Origin of the sequence: Paenibacillus sp. MAHUQ-63 (assembly GCF_028765165.1) — a bacterium.
Lineage (GTDB): Bacteria > Bacillota > Bacilli > Paenibacillales > NBRC-103111 > Paenibacillus_E.
Genome location: NZ_JARADB010000004.1, coordinates 412,453 through 428,271, shown reverse-complemented (window position 1 = coordinate 428,271; position 15,819 = coordinate 412,453). Strand labels below are relative to the sequence as shown.

The following is a 15,819-nucleotide window of genomic DNA, read 5'->3' as shown; positions in this document are numbered from 1 at the left end:
GATCATTCCTGCTTTTTATTGTAACCTTTAAAATAAGAACAAAAAGTGTAAGTTTATTTTCAGTAATTTCATATTTTAGGAGGAGGCTCGTGCCAGGTGAAGATTCGCAAGCATTATGTAACGCTCCGGGATGCCTTCCCTCAGGTTCAGGAAGACATGCCGCTGGAGACGACGCTTGAAGAGCTGGCGGCTCATGTCGAATGCACGCACCGCAATATGGTGCTTCTCTTGAAACGGATGCAGCAGGAAGCCTGGCTTACCTGGCTGCCCAGGAAAGGCCGCGGCAATAGATCGACCCTCCTCTTTCATATTCGCAAAGACGACATGCTGCTGGAGGAAGCCAAAGCCTTCGTCGCCAAGCAAGATCTGAGCTCCGCGCTGGAGCTGCTGCAAGCACCCGAGCATCCCGCACACCTGCGCGAACAATTCCAGGCTTGGTTATCCGGGCAGTTCGGCCTTCATTCCGAGCTGCAGGGCCAGCGGCGTACGGACGTGCTGCGCTTTCCCCTGACGCAAACGATTCACGCCTTGGACCCGGCGGCCATTCATTATGCGGGAGAGTCCCATCTCGTGAGCCAACTGTTCGACGGACTCGTTCGCATGGAATCGACCGGCGAGCAGCTGCTGCCTCATCTGGCTCATGCATGGGACGTTGACGAGTCTCGCAAGCGTTGGACGTTCTATCTTCGCAAAGGCGTCCGGTTCCATCATGGCCGGGAGATGGTTGCCAGCGATGTCAAGTACTCGCTGGAACGGCTGCAGCGTCTGGCTGCGCGCGGACTGTACAGCTGGGCTTATGCGGCCATTTCCAGCATCGACTGCCGGGATGAGACGACGCTGCACATCCAGCTTAAAGAAAGAAATGAATTATTTTTGGGATTTCTCTCGACGAACCGGGCGTCGGTCGTTCCGGAGGATGTATGTGAAGCTGCCGGCGGATGGCTCGGTACATCACCAGTAGGCACCGGTCCTTTCCGTTTGGCCGGGCATGAGCATGGGGTATGGAGTCTGGAGGCGTTCCCTTCTTATTTCCAAGGGCGTGGATTTCTGGACCGTGTTGAGGTGTGGTCGCTGCCGGAGCACGGACAAGCGGCGGGAACCGCCCAGCCGCAAGAGCCGGCACAGCATTTTCAAGTGATGCACAATGTACGGATTGCGGATATGGACGCCGGGAGCTGGCAGCAGGTGCGCGGCTCCGGCATGACGACCAAATTCATGACCGTGAATGAATGGAAAGAAGGGCCGTTGCAGCATCCGCTCATGCGGAAGGCGTTAGATCTCGCCATAGACCGCACAGACTTGATTGAGCTGCTCTCTGGCGATGTCATTGAGCCGGCGAATAGCTTCTTCCCGCCATCCGCATCCGATCGGGATCCCTATCCCGCTGACGCCGACCGCCCGGCAGCGATCCGGCAGCTGCTGGATGCTGCAGGCTACAACGGCGAAGTGCTGAAGCTGGCGACCATCCCGCAGTACCAGCAGGATGCTCAGCTCTTGCAGAAGCTGTATGCCCGCTTCGGCCTTACGCTTGAACTGATGCTCATCCCAGCGGAGCAATTCAAAGGCGAGCTGCGTATGTCCGCCGATCTTGTCCTGTTCGCGATCATGATCGACGAGCATCGCGAGCTGCGGCTTTACGATATGTATACGAGCATGAAGCAGCACGCCTCTCTTGAAGTCCAGCATCTGCTCGAAACGAGTTTACAGCTTATCCGCAGCGCTCAGGATCCTGCAAGCAGAAAAACGCTGCTCGAGCAGTTGGAATCACAGCTCAAGCAGCGTTATAGCCTTCTTTTTCTATATCGCAAACATCTCAAAACCGCCTATCACCCGCAAGTTCGCGGTATCTCCCTCGATTCGCTCTCCTGGGTGAGATTTCGTGACATTTGGTTCACTTAGGGTTGGGCCACATGTTCCCGCAGTTGTACGCCCTCCGGCAGTACAGCGGCGATATGGGCGCGTAGCGTCTCATCGCTGTACATCTCATGACTGAAGATAGCGATCATCCCGCTGTCTTCTCTCGTACGGATTAACCGGCCGATGCCCTGACGCAGCCTTAACAGCATATAGGGCACGTCGACCTCTTCAAACGGTCTGGCGGCCGCCTGCCGCTTGGCCATGAATACGGGGTCTTGCGGCGGAAAAGGCAGCGCCCAGATGATCACATTGGACAAGGATGGCCCCGGCACGTCCAGCCCTTCCCACAAGCTGACCGCAGCCAGGACGCTATGCTCATCCCCTTGGAACGAAGCGATAAGGTGGCTGATTTCCTGATCGCCTTCGAACAGAAACCGCAGCTGCGAACAATCGGTTCTGAACGCTATGTCCCGCTTGAACCGGCGCAGCTCCTCGAAGGTCGGGAACAAGATCAATGCGCGGCCTTCCGTGCGATTGAGCAGACCCGCCGCCGCTTCCAGCTTCTCGTCAAACGAACCGCCGGCTGTCCATCTCGGGGCGATGACCTCCATGCGCTCCGCATAGTCATAGGGCGAGTCGACCGAGAACGACAAATATTTGTCCAGCCCCAGACTGTCCGCCACATACGAGAATGAACCTTCGACCGATAAGGTTGCGGAGGAGAAGACAATCGGCATTTTCGCCGTGAATACGTGCTCTCGCAACACTTCCTTCACCGTTCTCGGCATCACCACGAGGCTTAAGCCCGTAATGCTCTCCGTCGCCCAGCAGATGAAAGCTTGATCGTGCCGGAACAGGCCGAGCGCCTTCTGCATCATTTCCAGATGCTCCTCCACAATCTTCAACTGATAATCGTTCAAGGTGAACATTTCGCTCTCAAACACGAGTTCCTCTTCAATCTGCGACAAAATATCGCATAGACGATGAATTTCGCGCAGCAGCTCGTCCGTCATCACGATTTGTTTCCGTTCCGAGCCTTCGATCGGCTGGCAGCAGCGCTCCAACATCTCGAACATCCGTTCACTTTGATCGATCGCTTCGTCGATACAGACGGCCAGCGTTTCGCGCACTTCCCCTTTTAACAGCCGAACGACAAGCTCTTCGAAGACAACATGCTTAAGCTTATACGTCAGCGCTTTCTGCGCTGCCGCTTCCATCAGATGGCCTTCGTCAAACACGACGGCGCAGTGCTCCGGCAGTAAAGGCAGCTGCCCCTCCCTTTTGCGCCCGTCGTACGTCCACACATGCTCCATATAGAAATCGTGCGAGCAGATGATCAAATCCGCCGATTTCCGGTACGCCTCCCGGGACAGCGTTTGGCCGCAGCGGTGCCTTTTGTCACAAACAAAACAGTCCTGATAAGCATCCCAGCTCACACGGTACCACTGCTCATCGTTCAGATGGGGATAATTTTTGCGGTCACCGTACGCATGGAACGATTGAAGTGCTTCGCGCGTGTGCACAAAATTCGGCAAGCCTGCATACAAGTCGCGGTATAAGCCGATATCCTCGTGTCCGAAACGAGCTTCGTCCAGCTTCTGCAGACAGATGTATTGATCCGGGGATTTGGCCAGACGAGCGTCGATGACAAGATCCAGATGGCGCATCAGCTTGTCGATATCGCCGCCAGGCTTCACCAATTGCTCTATTAATGATTCATCGGCGCATGCTATAATGGCCGGTTTATTCGTTAAGCGGGAATAGCAGATCGCGTACAGCAAATAGACGAGCGTCTTTCCCGTACCTACGCCGGCTTCGGCAAAGATCGCCGCTTTCTCGGCGAACGCCCGCTCCAGCTGAAAGGCCATATAAATTTGCTCGTCGCGCACTTCAAAGCCCGCTTCCGGCAGTACTTCATAGAACAGATCCGCGATCCAGTCCGAAACCTGCTGCATATATGGTTGTGAATGATCATAAGCGAAAGGATACCTTCCCACGTTCGTGCCCCCAATAATTCAGAGTTCAATCAAACTTCTATTATCTCATTATCCGGCAGTAAATGCAAAGCAAATAGCAAAAAAGCTTCGTTCATCCTGCAACCCGGCAGCATGACGAAGCCATTTTTTACATACTGAAGCGTTCCCGGTACCCGCATTTGCGGCATAACTCCTCTACGACTTCCCGCCTGGAGAAGCCTTCGAACAAGCGGTTCGCCCGCTCGCCCTCAATGATGTCGGAGAACGGTGTCTGGTTAATGTTGCCCAAATTAATAACGCCTTCCCCATCCAGGCAGCACGGGATGACCGTCCCGTCGACAAGGATGCCGGCTTGATTGCGCAGCGCATGGCAGAAGCCAGGCCCTTCAATCTCCTGCGCTTTCAGATCCGGCCATTGAAACTCATGGTCCTGGTTCAGATACACGCGGTCCGCCAGTTTAACGCCCGTGCCCCGCACGAACATTTCGTCGATCTTGTCGTCGAGCTCGAATTCTTTTTCGAGCATTTCCAACACTTCACGATTGCGCTGGCGCTGCAGATTCGTCTGGTTGTCCATTGTCAGGTTCCATAGACGGAACGAAATGATCACATTGGATTTGGCCACAATTTCCTTGGCGAAACGCAGTATGCTCATCACGTATCCTTCTTTGTCCTCAGACCCTTCATGACCGTCAAAGCTGTGGAGCGAGAAGTTCATTTGCCGCAAGGCCGGTTTATCCAGCAGCTTGTGCCGGTTTTTGTTAATCAACGTGCCGTTCGTCGTAATATTTACTTTAAAGCCCTTCTCGTGGCTGATATCCAGCAGCTCGTCGATCTTCGGGTGCAGCAAAGGCTCCCCCTTCACATGCAAATAAATATGGTCCGTATGCGGCTTAATCTGGTCTAGTATATTCGTAAACGTATCGATCTTGATAAAATTAGCTTGACGCTTCGTCTGCGGACAAAACGTACAGGCCAGATTACACACACTTGTAATTTCGATATAAAACTTCTTGAATTTCTTCATTCCAGGCTCCGTTTCTAGCTGCGCTACTATAATAATAGTTATTATAACAAGGGGAGCTCTTGAAAGAAAGGAATTGCAATAATTAGAAAATAAGCTTGACGATCCAGCCGATAAAATAAGCCGAAGGCAGCAGGAACGCTTGTGCCAGCAAGGTGCCCAGAAACCGCGATGTCATCAGCAGGGCATAAATTTTGCCAAGCTGCCTCCGCTGTGACTCGTCCTGCAGCGCCTTATCCGTAATCAGTCCCAACTGCGGATCTATGAAAATCGTCAGCAGGATCGTGGCGATCCCATTGATGAGCCCTGAGGCTTGCGATGCGGTTGTGGCGTACTCCGGAAGCAAGTAAGCGGCATAAAGCGAAGACAATACCCCTACGGAGTAAAACGCCGTTACCAAAATATTGATAACTAGAAACCGCTTGGAAACGCCGAGATAACGGAATTGGCTTAGTTTGAAGCGCGGCTTTTTCAAGTAATTTTTCGTATTCTTCAATTGGGTGACCGTCACGCTCGAAATGAGCTTCGGGATTGAACCCGCCACTTCCAACCGCGCGATGACCCGCATACTCAGATTGATAAATGAGGGAAATAAGGCAATGGCGATTAAGGTCCCGATCGATGAGGCGAATAACGAAATTCTAAGGTATCTTTCCAAATCGAAGGAAGGCTCGACCTTGGCAAAATCAACGAACTTCGCCGTCATCGGCGCCTGAATCAGATTCGCGGTGCGCGAAACAAGGACGACAATCCCGACCAACGACAGAGCGACGGCCAGCTTGTTGACCTGTACCCCGGCAAAACGGATTGAATAGGACAATGTTTCGGCCGTATGTATGATCATCGTCAAAATGAATACCAATATCAGCGTATTCGTCATGCTCATGCGGGATTATGCTCCTGCAGCCGGCGTAGGACATCTTCCCAATGAATTTTCATATCTTCTCTTCGCTGCGCGGTGTCCAGCTTCTCCTGGTGAAAGCTTACCGTCGTCCGGCCCGGATTAGCAGCCGGCAGCAGCCGAATTTGCAAGGTGGAGGCCTCCGGCCAGCTGGCCGGCTGCCAGGTAAGCCGCAGCTGCTCCTGCGGCTTCACGACGCGGAGCTGGCCGGTTAAGCCTGCCGCAGTCCGGAATTCGCTGCCTTTAGCCCAAACGATCTCGTTGCATTCTCCCAACCACAGCTCTCTGCCCTCCGGTGAGGTCAGCAGCTCCCAGGCCTGCTCCCGGCTCAAATTCAGCGTCCTTCTGACGCCGATTTGAAAGCCTGCGGTGGCCGTTTGTCCGACGATTTTATGCGACTCCATCTCGAATCCTCCCTATCCAATCAAATTCTATTGCATGATGCAGTTCCATGCCGCGATGCGGGACTCCATAAAAACCTTTGTGATCCTGTGATCCGCCGACATCACTATCTCCGTTTGCCATTGATGTATTCGCTAGAGTCCTATCCATTTCCTTCCACTGGTACGGGTCCCTGCGAATAACAAAGAGGAAGCCCGGAGGCTTCCTCGCAATCAGGATGACGACTCGGCATGCCGTTCGTCCCCGTACCAAAGCTCCGGGAAAGTCGCGCTTCGCTGCAGCAGCTCCTCCGACGTTCCTTCGGCTTCGATGCGCCCGTCCTTCATCACAATGATGTGATCGGCCCGGGCGAGCGCCGTCTTGCGGTGCGAGACGACCAAGCATGTCGCGTCCTTCCGCCGCTGGAACATCCGCTCCCAGAGCTTCTGTTCCGTCTCCACGTCCAGCGCGCTCGACAGGTCGTCGAACACATACAGCTCGGCGTCGCGCACGAGCATCCGCGCTGCCGCCGTCCGCTGCGCCTGGCCGCCGGACAGCTTAACCCCGCGCGGGCCGATGACGGTGTCCAGCCCGCCGGGCAGCTGCGCGATGTCGTATTCCAGCACCGCTGCGTGCAGCGCCTGCTGCAAGCTCTCCTCGCGCTCCGGCTGCCCGAGCATGATATTGTTGCGCAGCGTATCGCTGTACAACCGAGGCACCTGTGCGGTGTAGGCGCTCCGCGGCGGCGTAAAGAACGTGCCCGGATCTTCGATGGGCACGCCGTTCCACGCGATCGTCCCCTCCCCTTTGGGCAGCAGCCCAAGGAGGGAGCGTACCAGCGTGGTTTTGCCGGAGCCGATCGTTCCCGTCACGACGGTGAACGAGCCTCGCTGCAAGCGGAAGTGAATGTCCGCGATGCCCCTGCCCGTATCCTCGTAGGCATAAGATAACCCATTCACTTCCAACTGCTTCAGCGGCTCGCCGGCCGCTTGCCGGTCATCTTCATGCCCTTGGTCGATGTCATCCGCCTGAACCGCTTCCTGCCCAGCATTGTGAATGCCGGCGTCCCGCTCCGGTTTCAGATGCAGCGAACGAACCATCGTCAGCACCTTGGCGGAGGCTCCCTGCAGCAGGAACGTGAGTCGTTCCAACGACACGCTCATCTGCTTGAAATACGTGATGAACTTCCCTACATTCGTTATAAACTGCGTCACGAAAGTCAAGTAATAGACGAACAGCGCAAAGTCGCCGACAGTGAACGACCCCGATCGCATTTTCGTCCCGGCCAGCAGCAGGATAAGACCCGTTCCCAAATTGACCGAGTTGGAAAATATCGAATCGAGCAGCTCCGTCATCAGGCGATCCTTCATCATCGCTTTCCTGCGATTGTCGCCAAGGCTGCGGAACCGCTCAATGACGCGCTTCTCGGCACCCGCTACCTGAATCGCCTGCACGTTACCGAACATCTCGCTGATTTCTCCCGTCACCTTGGACGTTGCCTCCCTGCTCGCGGCGCGATATTTCTGAAGCCGCACCGTCGCAAGCTGCGCAGCGGTAATGACGAGAACTATCGGAAGAAAAACGAGCAGCGTCATCTGGGCATCGATCCGAATAAGTATGTACCCCGAGACAATGGCGAAGCATGTTAGCCCGAACACATCGACGGACCAGCTCGCCGCCTCTTCGGATTGATCCACATCGTCGCGGAAATGGCTGATCGCTTCCCCCGGAGAAACCGGAATCGCTTGCGCACCCGGCTGCTTCAGTACATGCTCCAGCAAATTACGGCGAAGCAGCATCCCCATCCGGAAGCGGAAGTGAACGTCCGTAATGAATCCGACGACGATCAGCATGATCCGGCCGATTGCGGCAGCCATCAGCAAGGCAATAAGGCCCCACACTCCGTAGCCCAGCTTGGATTCGCCGGATAACGTGTCGAAGAACTCTTTGGTAATTAACCCCGGTAAGATCGGAGCCAAATAAATAAGGGTCCAAGCCAGCGCATTCCCGAAATAGCGAACAGGCCGGTACATCACAAGCCGCCACAAGTATTGAAATGTATTCATACGAGCACCTCCTCCAGTCCCGTGGCAAGCAGTTGGCTGAATCGGGAGCCCGGGTCTGCGGCGAGCTGCTCTCTTCTTCCTGTCTCCAGCACATGTCCGTTATCCAGAATGAGAATATGATCCGCGCGCTGTACCGTCGCAAGCCTGTGTGCGATCATGATGCAGGATCTCTCGTTCAACAGCTTGGAAACAGCCTTCTCAATGCGCTGTTCAGTGAGCGGATCCAGCCTGGAGGACGCTTCGTCCATGATGACGAGCCCCGGCTTCGTCAGAAATACCCGGGCGAAAGCGAGCAATTGCGCTTCACCTGCCGATAAGCTGCCGCCTCCTGACGCTAACAGCGTATCCAACCCTTCCGGCATCGACGCATACCAGGAACCGAGACCAAGCTCCGTAAGCACCTGTATGATTTCGTTATCGGAGATGGAATCATCATAGAAGGTCAGGTTATCGCGAATCGTGCCTTGCATAATTTCAATATTTTGCGTGACCAAAGCGACTCGCTTGCGCAGTTCGGAGAGCTTGCAGCTGCGAATATCCGTGCCGCCAAGCCTAATCGATCCGCTCTGCGGGTCATAGAAGCGCAGCAGGAGTCTGGCCATCGTGGATTTGCCGCTCCCCGTCCGCCCTAATAAACCTAGCACTTCTCCGGGCTTTAAATGAAGCTGCACGCCTTTTAATGTCGGCTGATCACCGTCATAGCTGAACGTAACATCCCGGAACTCGACGCTGAGCGGGCCTTTCGGCAGCGGAGCGCCAGGACCGTCCGCAATGGCGGACTCCGTGGCGAAAAGCTCGCGGATCCGCGAGATACTGGCGTCCGCCTTCTGCAAATCCTCCATCTGCGTGCGAATTTTCTCAATCGGCTTCGCCAACAGTTCCGTATAGAAGAAAATCAGATAGACCGTCCCCAGCGAAATGCTGCCGGAATACCACAAATAGGCGCTAATGCCGAAAGCCATCGCATTGCCCAGTGCAAATACGAAAATCGACATGTTCCACATGGCGCAGAAGCCGAGAAACGCTTTGACCCTTAAGGGCAGCATCTTTCTAAGCATCGTATAGAAGCGGTTCATCACGAAGCCGACCGCACCATTGGCGCGAATGTCTTCCGTGCCTTCCAAATGCTCGCCGATAAAGCCGTAGAATTCAGCATTCGCCTGACGCCATCCCGTCCACACCGGTACTGCGAATTTGCGGATCCATTGAATCATATACACGGCAAAAAGGACGAATAAGGCCATCCCCGTGCCAATGAGCCAATTCTCGCGGAACAGCAGCACGATAATGCCCGCCATCAGCAGCAAATTACCGACCAGATGAATGATCATGCTGGAGAAAAAGTTCGCAAGCGCATTCACATCGCCGTCAACCCGTTCGATCAAAGAGCCGGAGGTGTGGGATTTATGGAAAGACATATCAAGCGACAAGCAATGTGCGGCCAAATCCACGCGCAGCTTATTCGTGGTCTTCCAGCCGACATTTTCACTGAAATAAGTGGCCGTGACGGAAACCAGCTGCTGGACGAGCGAGAAGCCGATAAACAAGACGGCCGCGGTAATCAGGGGCTCTAACGCACTGCCGGCCTGCGCCGTATCGATGAAGAAGCGAATGATTTGCGGCGAAACGAGCTGCAGCCCGATCGAGGCGAATAAGAGCAGCGTCAATAAGATTAGCGTGCCTTTCTGAGGGAACAAATACCGGCTGAGCAGCTCGGCGTATTGCCCCATCGAGTTTTTCTTTTTTGGTTTTACCATCATTATGCAGGGGCCTCCAGTGATAATTAATGACATTAAATATTCATATCGTTAAGCAATGTTCTCCTTTGCCGACCGTACCTTCCATCATACTAAATTGGATCCGTCCGGACAATGTAACGTTTGGTTTGAATTGTTTTTTATTGGCAAAAAAAAGAGGCTGCAACAGCAGCCTGCTCCTTCGCTCAAACTGAATTTTAATCACGATTCCATGATTCCATGTATCGACGTATCGCTTAACACGTCCTGCTGCTTCATGAGGAGCATGACATAATATTTCCTCGCGTTCGCCGTTTTCAAATGAAGCGTTGCCGTTTCCCCGCCAGGGTGTTCGAGGGCCAGCCAGGCGCCGCTCAAGTCCTCTTTCACCCCGGTGATCCGGAAGTTCCGGCCCGTATAATCATCAAGCTTCTGCTTCTCTTGCCTATATTGTTCATGGTCAGACATCGGGCTCCCCCCTTGAGCGGTCTGCCTCCTGAGGCACAACCTCCATGGCGGCTGCAGGGTAAGTTTGCCGTTTCATATATTGTCCGGCGCCCGGTCTACCGACGAATTGTTTGTCCCTGATCACATACTCGCCTCTGGACAGGACCGTGATGGGCTCTCCGGTAATTTCCAGTCCTTCGAACGGATTATAATCGACATTCATATGATGTGTCTCCGCGCTAATAACTCTTTTGGCGTGCGGGTCAAAGATGACGATGTCGGCATCGCAGCCAACCGCGATCGTTCCTTTTCTCGGAAATAAGCCGAACAACTTCGCACTTCGCGTCGATACGATATCGACGAATTGATGAATGGAGATTCTTCCTTTCAAGACGCCTTCCGAGAAAAGAATGGAGAAGCGGTCTTCAATGCACGGCCCGCCATTCGGAATTTTGCTGAAATCGCCTAAGCCCAGCTCCTTCTGGCCTTTGAAATTGAACGAGCACTGATCGGAGCCTAACGTCTGAAGCTGTCCGTTACGAAGCGCTTGCCACAGCACTTCCTGGTGATGCTTCGGCCGCAGCGGCGGGGACCAGACGTATTTGGCCCCCTCAAAGTCCGGTTTCTCCAGATACGACTGATCCAGCATCAAGTACTGCGGACACGTTTCACCCCAGATGTCGATTCCCCGGCTTCGCGCTTCGGCGATCTGCTGCACGGCCTCTTCGCAAGTCACGTGGACTACATAGAGCTGCGAGCCCGCCAATGCGGTTAGTCTCGCCGCCCTGCCGGTCGCCTCGCCCTCGATGATGGACGGACGCGTCAACGCATGATGAATCGGCTCTGTACGCCCGGCCTCCAACGCTTCCCGGATCAAATAATCGATGACGTCGCCATTCTCCGCATGAACCATGACCAGAGCGCCAAGCCGCTTGGCTTCGAGCAATGTCCGGTAAAGCGTCCCGTCATCCGCCTGGAATACATTTTTGTATGCCATGAACACTTTGAGCGACGTTATTCCCTCATCTTGAATCATGACGGGCAGCTCCGCCAGCACATCATCATTGATTTCTGCGATCATCAGGTGAAACCCATAGTCGATCACAGCCTTGCCTGCCGCTTTTTGATGCCAGGTCTGGACGGAGTGACGCAGCGGGACACCCTTGTTCGTCAAGCAGAAATCAATGACCGTCGTCGTCCCTCCGAACGCGGCCGCCTTCGTCCCGGTCTCGAAATCATCGGCCGTAACGGTTCCGCCAAAGGGCATATCCAGATGCGTATGCGGGTCAACGCCACCAGGGAATACATAATGTCCCTGCGCGTCGATCACTTCCGCTCCGTCCTCGGGGAGGTGGCGTCCGATCTGGACGATGATACCGTTCTCGATACGAATATCCGCCAGATATTGGTCGGCGGCCGTCACGACCGTGCCGTTCCTAATTAGTTTGGCCATGCTAAACAGCCTCCTTCTTGTTGGAATTGCCATCCGACAGCTTGGCAATCGCCGCTTGCCGTTCATTCCAAGTCATCGGCGCATCGGTCCCGGCAACCTCAACCATCGTGATCGCTCCATCGACAGGACAAACGATCGCGCATAAATTGCAGCCTACGCAGTCTTCCTCCCGAACTTGCAAATACGATTTGCCCTGATCGTCAGTGAGCATCTCAATACATTGATGGGACGTATCCTCACATGCAATATGACACTTATTGCAGTTAATGCACGTTTCTTGGTCGATCTGCGCTACGACGGCGTAATTCAAATCGAGGTTGCCCCAATCGGAATAACGGGGAACGGATTTCCCGATCAGCTCCGTGACGCTGGCGAGCCCTTTATCCTCCAAATAATTGTTCAACCCGTCAATCATATCCTCAACAATCCGGAAGCCGTGATGCATCGCTGCCGTGCATACTTGTACGCCCGTCGCTCCCATCAGCATGAACTCCACCGCATCGCGCCAATTGGAGATGCCGCCGATCCCGGAAATCGGAATGCCGACTTCCGGGTTGCGTGCGCAATCCGCTACCATGTGAAGTGCAATCGGCTTCACCGCTGGTCCGCAATAACCGCCGTGAGAGCCTTTCCCGCCCACGTGCGGAATTGTATTCCACGTATCGATGTCGACGCCGGCCAGCGAATTGATCGTATTGATCAGGGAGATCGCATCGGCTCCGCCCCGCACCGCAGCCCGCGCCGTGCTCGTAATATCTGTAATATTCGGCGTCAGCTTCACGATGACCGGTGTTCGCGCCGCTTCCTTCGCCCACATCGTCTGCGCTTCCACGAGATCAGGCTGCTGGCCGGAAGCGGATCCCATGCCGCGCTCCGCCATCCCGTGCGGGCAGCCGAAGTTAAGCTCCAGGCCGTCTACGCCGACGGCTTCTACTTTTTTTACAATTTCATGCCATTTCTCCCGCTTCGGTTCCACCATTAGCGATACGACAAGCGCATGATTCGGAAATCGTTTCTTCGTCTCATATATTTCGCGCAAATTGACCTCAAGCGGCCGGTCGGTAATCAGTTCGATATTGTTAAATCCGGCAACCCGCTGCCCGTTGAAATGCACGGCAGCGAACCGTGAAGACGTATTGATGATGGGATCTCCAAGCGTCTTCCATACCGCCCCGCCCCATCCAGCCTCGAATGCCCGTTGAACCTGGTATCCTGTATTGGTCGGAGGTGCTGACGCTAACCAGAAAGGGTTAGGAGATGCGATGCCTGCCAAATTAATGCGTAAATCAGCCATGCTGAATCCCTCCAGTTTGATCGCGTATTATCGTTCTGTAGGTTAAGCCGACTCCTCCTGGTTGTTCATCAAATTCCTGTTAATGGCATGCGCAGCCAATTTCCCCTGTTGAGCGGCCGATACGACCATCGCTTCGCCTTGTCCTTCGCCGAAGATGATGTCGCCGGCCGCATACACTTTGGGGTTGGACGTTTGGCCTGTTTGCGGATCGACCGTCACCGTTCCTCGTCGATGATCCAGCTTAAATTGATCGATGAGCGCGGTGTGCTTCGTTTGCCCTATCGCTTTGATCACGGCGTCAACATAAATCAGAAATTCGGAGCCGGCGATCGGAACGGGCTTCTTACGGCCTGCATCGCCATCAATAAGCTCCATCCGCAAACATTCGATTGCAACGACACGGCCTGCTTCGTCTCCTAGTATACGCTGCGGGGCTGTCAGCCACTGGAAGGCGACGCCATCCCCTTTGGCAAACTCAAATTCAAAGTCATACGCCGTCATTTCTTCGCGCGTTCGCCTATACACGATTTGCACATGCTCCGCGCCTAACCGCACCGAACATGTCGCCGCATCGATCGCCGTATTCCCCGCTCCGATGATGGCTACGCGCTTCCCGATGAGATGAGGATCGAGTCCTATTTTGGTCGATTCCACGAAGTCGATGGCATCGTAGACGCCTGCCAGCGTCTCGCCTTCGATGCCGAGCATGGGCACCTTCGACATTCCGGCAGCCAGGACGACGGCATCATAGTTTTGAAGCAGTTCGTCAGCAGTAACATCGACCCCGACCCTCGTATTCATCCGGAAATTCACACCTAATCCGCGAACTTGCTCAACTTCCCAAAGCGACACTTCTTGCGGCAAACGGAAGGAAACAATGCCGTATGTATCCAGACCGCCCGCTTCGCTCTTCGCCTCATAAACCGTCACCTGAAAGCCTAAGCGGGCCAGCTCGCGGGCTGCCGATAAACCGGCAGGTCCGCTTCCAATGACGGCAACCGACTTCCCGTTGCCAGCTCCGGCCTTGAACAGCTGCTGTTCGTTCTCCATGGCCCAGTCGGTGGCATAGCGCTGCAATTGCCCAATCAAGATAGGCTTGGACGACTGATGAAGCACGCAAACCCCTTCGCACAGCTCCTCGGTCGGACATACCCTCGAGCAAGAGGCCCCGACCGGATTCGCCTCCATAATCGTCCGGGCGGATCCTTTGAGGTTGCCGGAGGCAATCTTTTTAATAAACGAAGGAATATTAATTCCCGTCGGACAAGCACGCGTACAAGGGGCATCGTAACAAAACAGACAGCGATTCGATTCCTCCATCGCCTCCTTGGGTCTCATGCCGGCTTTGACTTCGGCAAAGTTACGCTTTAAATCGGTTAGTGAAATAAAGGATGTCCCCATATGCCTCCCCCTCCGCGCTATTTTACTTCTTCATGGCGATTCGGACGGCCGCTCGGTACAGAAGCTCCGTGCCCAGCGTAATATCGTGTTCGCTTGCGAATTCCTTCGGATTATGGCTGATGCCTTCCAGACAGCGAACGAAGATCATGCCATAGTCGCATACGTAAGACATCGCCAACGAATCGTGAAACGGTCCGCTCATCAGCTCCGGCGGGTTAAGCCCCATCGCTTCCGCTTCCTCGCGCAGATGCTCCATGATCCATTCCGCGCAATAGCGGGGCTCGCTGTTCGTATCTTCACGGATGGCATACGTAAGACCATGGTCTCGCGACACGTTCTCGATGACGCTTAACAGCTCCGCTTCGAGCGCGTTGCGGCGCGCCAGGTCGATATCGCGCAAATCGACCGTGAATGAGACTTTCTCCGGGATGATGTTCCGTGAATCGGGAAAAACGGTCAGCGACCCCACCGTCCCGACTGTCGGCGCACCCGGCTCCTGCTTCACGAGCTCATTCAGCGCAACGATAATTTTGGCACAGCCGAGCAACGCGTCATGGCGCATGGACATCGGTACCGAACCGGCATGGCCGGCGAAACCGTTCATCTCCACCGTGAGCCATAGCGGTCCGGAGATTCCCGTAACAATTCCGATCGGAGCATTCTGGGATTCCAACACCGGCCCCTGTTCGATATGCAGTTCCAGGAAAGCCCCGATGCGTCCGGGCTGGAACGCATAACCTTCGAAATCGGCGGGATTGCAGCCGAATTGCATCAACGCTTCCCGGCGGGTGACGCCGTTCTTGTCCGTGCGCTCCAGCTCATCTTGTTCCAGCTTGCCTGTCATCCCGCGTACGCCAAATAAGCCTTTGTTGAAACGGCAGCCTTCTTCATCGCAGAACGCCACCACCTCGATATCGCATTCGGGCGTAAGTCCGGCTTCCCTCATGCTTTGAACGACTTCAATCGCGCCCAATACGCCGATCGCCCCATCATATCTCCCGCCGTACGGCTGTGAATCGATATGCGAGCCAATCATAAGCACAGGCGCATCCGGATTACGCCCCTTCCACGTCCCGATGAGGTTGGCAAAAGGATCGATATAAGCGTCCATCCCGGCTTCTTCCATCCACGTTTTCACCAGCTCTACGCCTTCCCGGTCTTCCTTGGATAACGCCAGCCGGCAAACGCCCGTTTCCCCGATTTTCCCGACTTGCGCCAGCTTCTGAATACGCTCGTGCAGCCTCGCTGCTTGGATATGGTTCCTAGGTGCTGTCGTCAATCGC

The 15,819-nt window shown here is 54.8% G+C and carries 12 protein-coding genes; 1 reads left to right on the top strand and 11 read right to left on the bottom strand.

The features are described from left to right. The first annotated feature begins 96 nt into the window (after nucleotides 1-96). Nucleotides 97-1,899, top strand: a complete 1,803-nt coding sequence (locus PUT07_RS25260) for an ABC transporter substrate-binding protein (protein WP_274471477.1) — start codon at nucleotides 97-99, stop codon at nucleotides 1,897-1,899. Here the strand turns inward: PUT07_RS25260 and PUT07_RS25255 are convergent. The 11 genes from PUT07_RS25255 to PUT07_RS25205 all read right to left on the bottom strand — a co-directional run bounded on the left by PUT07_RS25255 (nucleotide 1,896) and on the right by PUT07_RS25205 (nucleotide 15,815). After that, on the bottom strand, nucleotides 1,896-3,854 hold the full coding sequence (locus PUT07_RS25255; protein ID WP_274471475.1) for an ATP-dependent DNA helicase: 1,959 nt from the start codon (nucleotides 3,852-3,854) through the stop codon (nucleotides 1,896-1,898). The two genes, PUT07_RS25260 and PUT07_RS25255, sit on opposite strands and share 4 nt — an antisense overlap. Before the next feature lie 127 nt (nucleotides 3,855-3,981). Next, nucleotides 3,982-4,860 carry a radical SAM/SPASM domain-containing protein gene (locus tag PUT07_RS25250; protein ID WP_274471474.1) on the bottom strand — a complete coding sequence of 293 codons (879 nt, stop codon included), beginning with the start codon at nucleotides 4,858-4,860 and terminating at the stop codon, nucleotides 3,982-3,984. 82 nt (nucleotides 4,861-4,942) lie between these two features. Continuing rightward, on the bottom strand, nucleotides 4,943-5,737 hold the full coding sequence (locus PUT07_RS25245) for a lipid II flippase Amj family protein (RefSeq protein WP_274471672.1): 795 nt from the start codon (nucleotides 5,735-5,737) through the stop codon (nucleotides 4,943-4,945). A 2-nt stretch (nucleotides 5,738-5,739) separates the two neighbouring features. Further along, nucleotides 5,740-6,162 carry an SRPBCC family protein gene (locus PUT07_RS25240; RefSeq protein ID WP_274471473.1) on the bottom strand — a complete coding sequence of 141 codons (423 nt, stop codon included), beginning with the start codon at nucleotides 6,160-6,162 and terminating at the stop codon, nucleotides 5,740-5,742. Nucleotides 6,163-6,372: 210 nt separating this feature from the next. Then, entirely contained in the window at nucleotides 6,373-8,205 is a 1,833-nt protein-coding gene (locus PUT07_RS25235; RefSeq protein WP_274471471.1) for an ABC transporter ATP-binding protein, read from the bottom strand. Continuing rightward, nucleotides 8,202-9,962 (bottom strand): ABC transporter ATP-binding protein, encoded by a 1,761-nt coding sequence (locus tag PUT07_RS25230; RefSeq protein WP_379240637.1) that lies wholly within the window; start codon nucleotides 9,960-9,962, stop codon nucleotides 8,202-8,204. The genes PUT07_RS25235 and PUT07_RS25230 overlap by 4 nt, the downstream gene beginning before the upstream one ends. A 201-nt stretch (nucleotides 9,963-10,163) precedes the next feature. Next, on the bottom strand, nucleotides 10,164-10,409 hold the full coding sequence (locus PUT07_RS25225) for a hypothetical protein (RefSeq protein ID WP_274471467.1): 246 nt from the start codon (nucleotides 10,407-10,409) through the stop codon (nucleotides 10,164-10,166). Continuing rightward, entirely contained in the window at nucleotides 10,402-11,841 is a 1,440-nt protein-coding gene (hydA, locus tag PUT07_RS25220) for a dihydropyrimidinase (protein WP_274471466.1), read from the bottom strand. The genes PUT07_RS25225 and hydA overlap by 8 nt, the downstream gene beginning before the upstream one ends. Nucleotide 11,842: 1 nt before the next feature. Then, nucleotides 11,843-13,135 (bottom strand): NAD-dependent dihydropyrimidine dehydrogenase subunit PreA, encoded by a 1,293-nt coding sequence (preA, locus tag PUT07_RS25215; protein ID WP_274471465.1) that lies wholly within the window; start codon nucleotides 13,133-13,135, stop codon nucleotides 11,843-11,845. Nucleotides 13,136-13,177: 42 nt separating this feature from the next. Next, on the bottom strand, nucleotides 13,178-14,536 hold the full coding sequence (locus tag PUT07_RS25210) for an NAD(P)-dependent oxidoreductase (protein WP_274471464.1): 1,359 nt from the start codon (nucleotides 14,534-14,536) through the stop codon (nucleotides 13,178-13,180). Between the two features lie 22 nt (nucleotides 14,537-14,558). Then, nucleotides 14,559-15,815, bottom strand: a complete 1,257-nt coding sequence (locus tag PUT07_RS25205) for a M20 family metallo-hydrolase (RefSeq protein ID WP_274471463.1) — start codon at nucleotides 15,813-15,815, stop codon at nucleotides 14,559-14,561. Nucleotides 15,816-15,819: the final 4 nt, after the last annotated feature.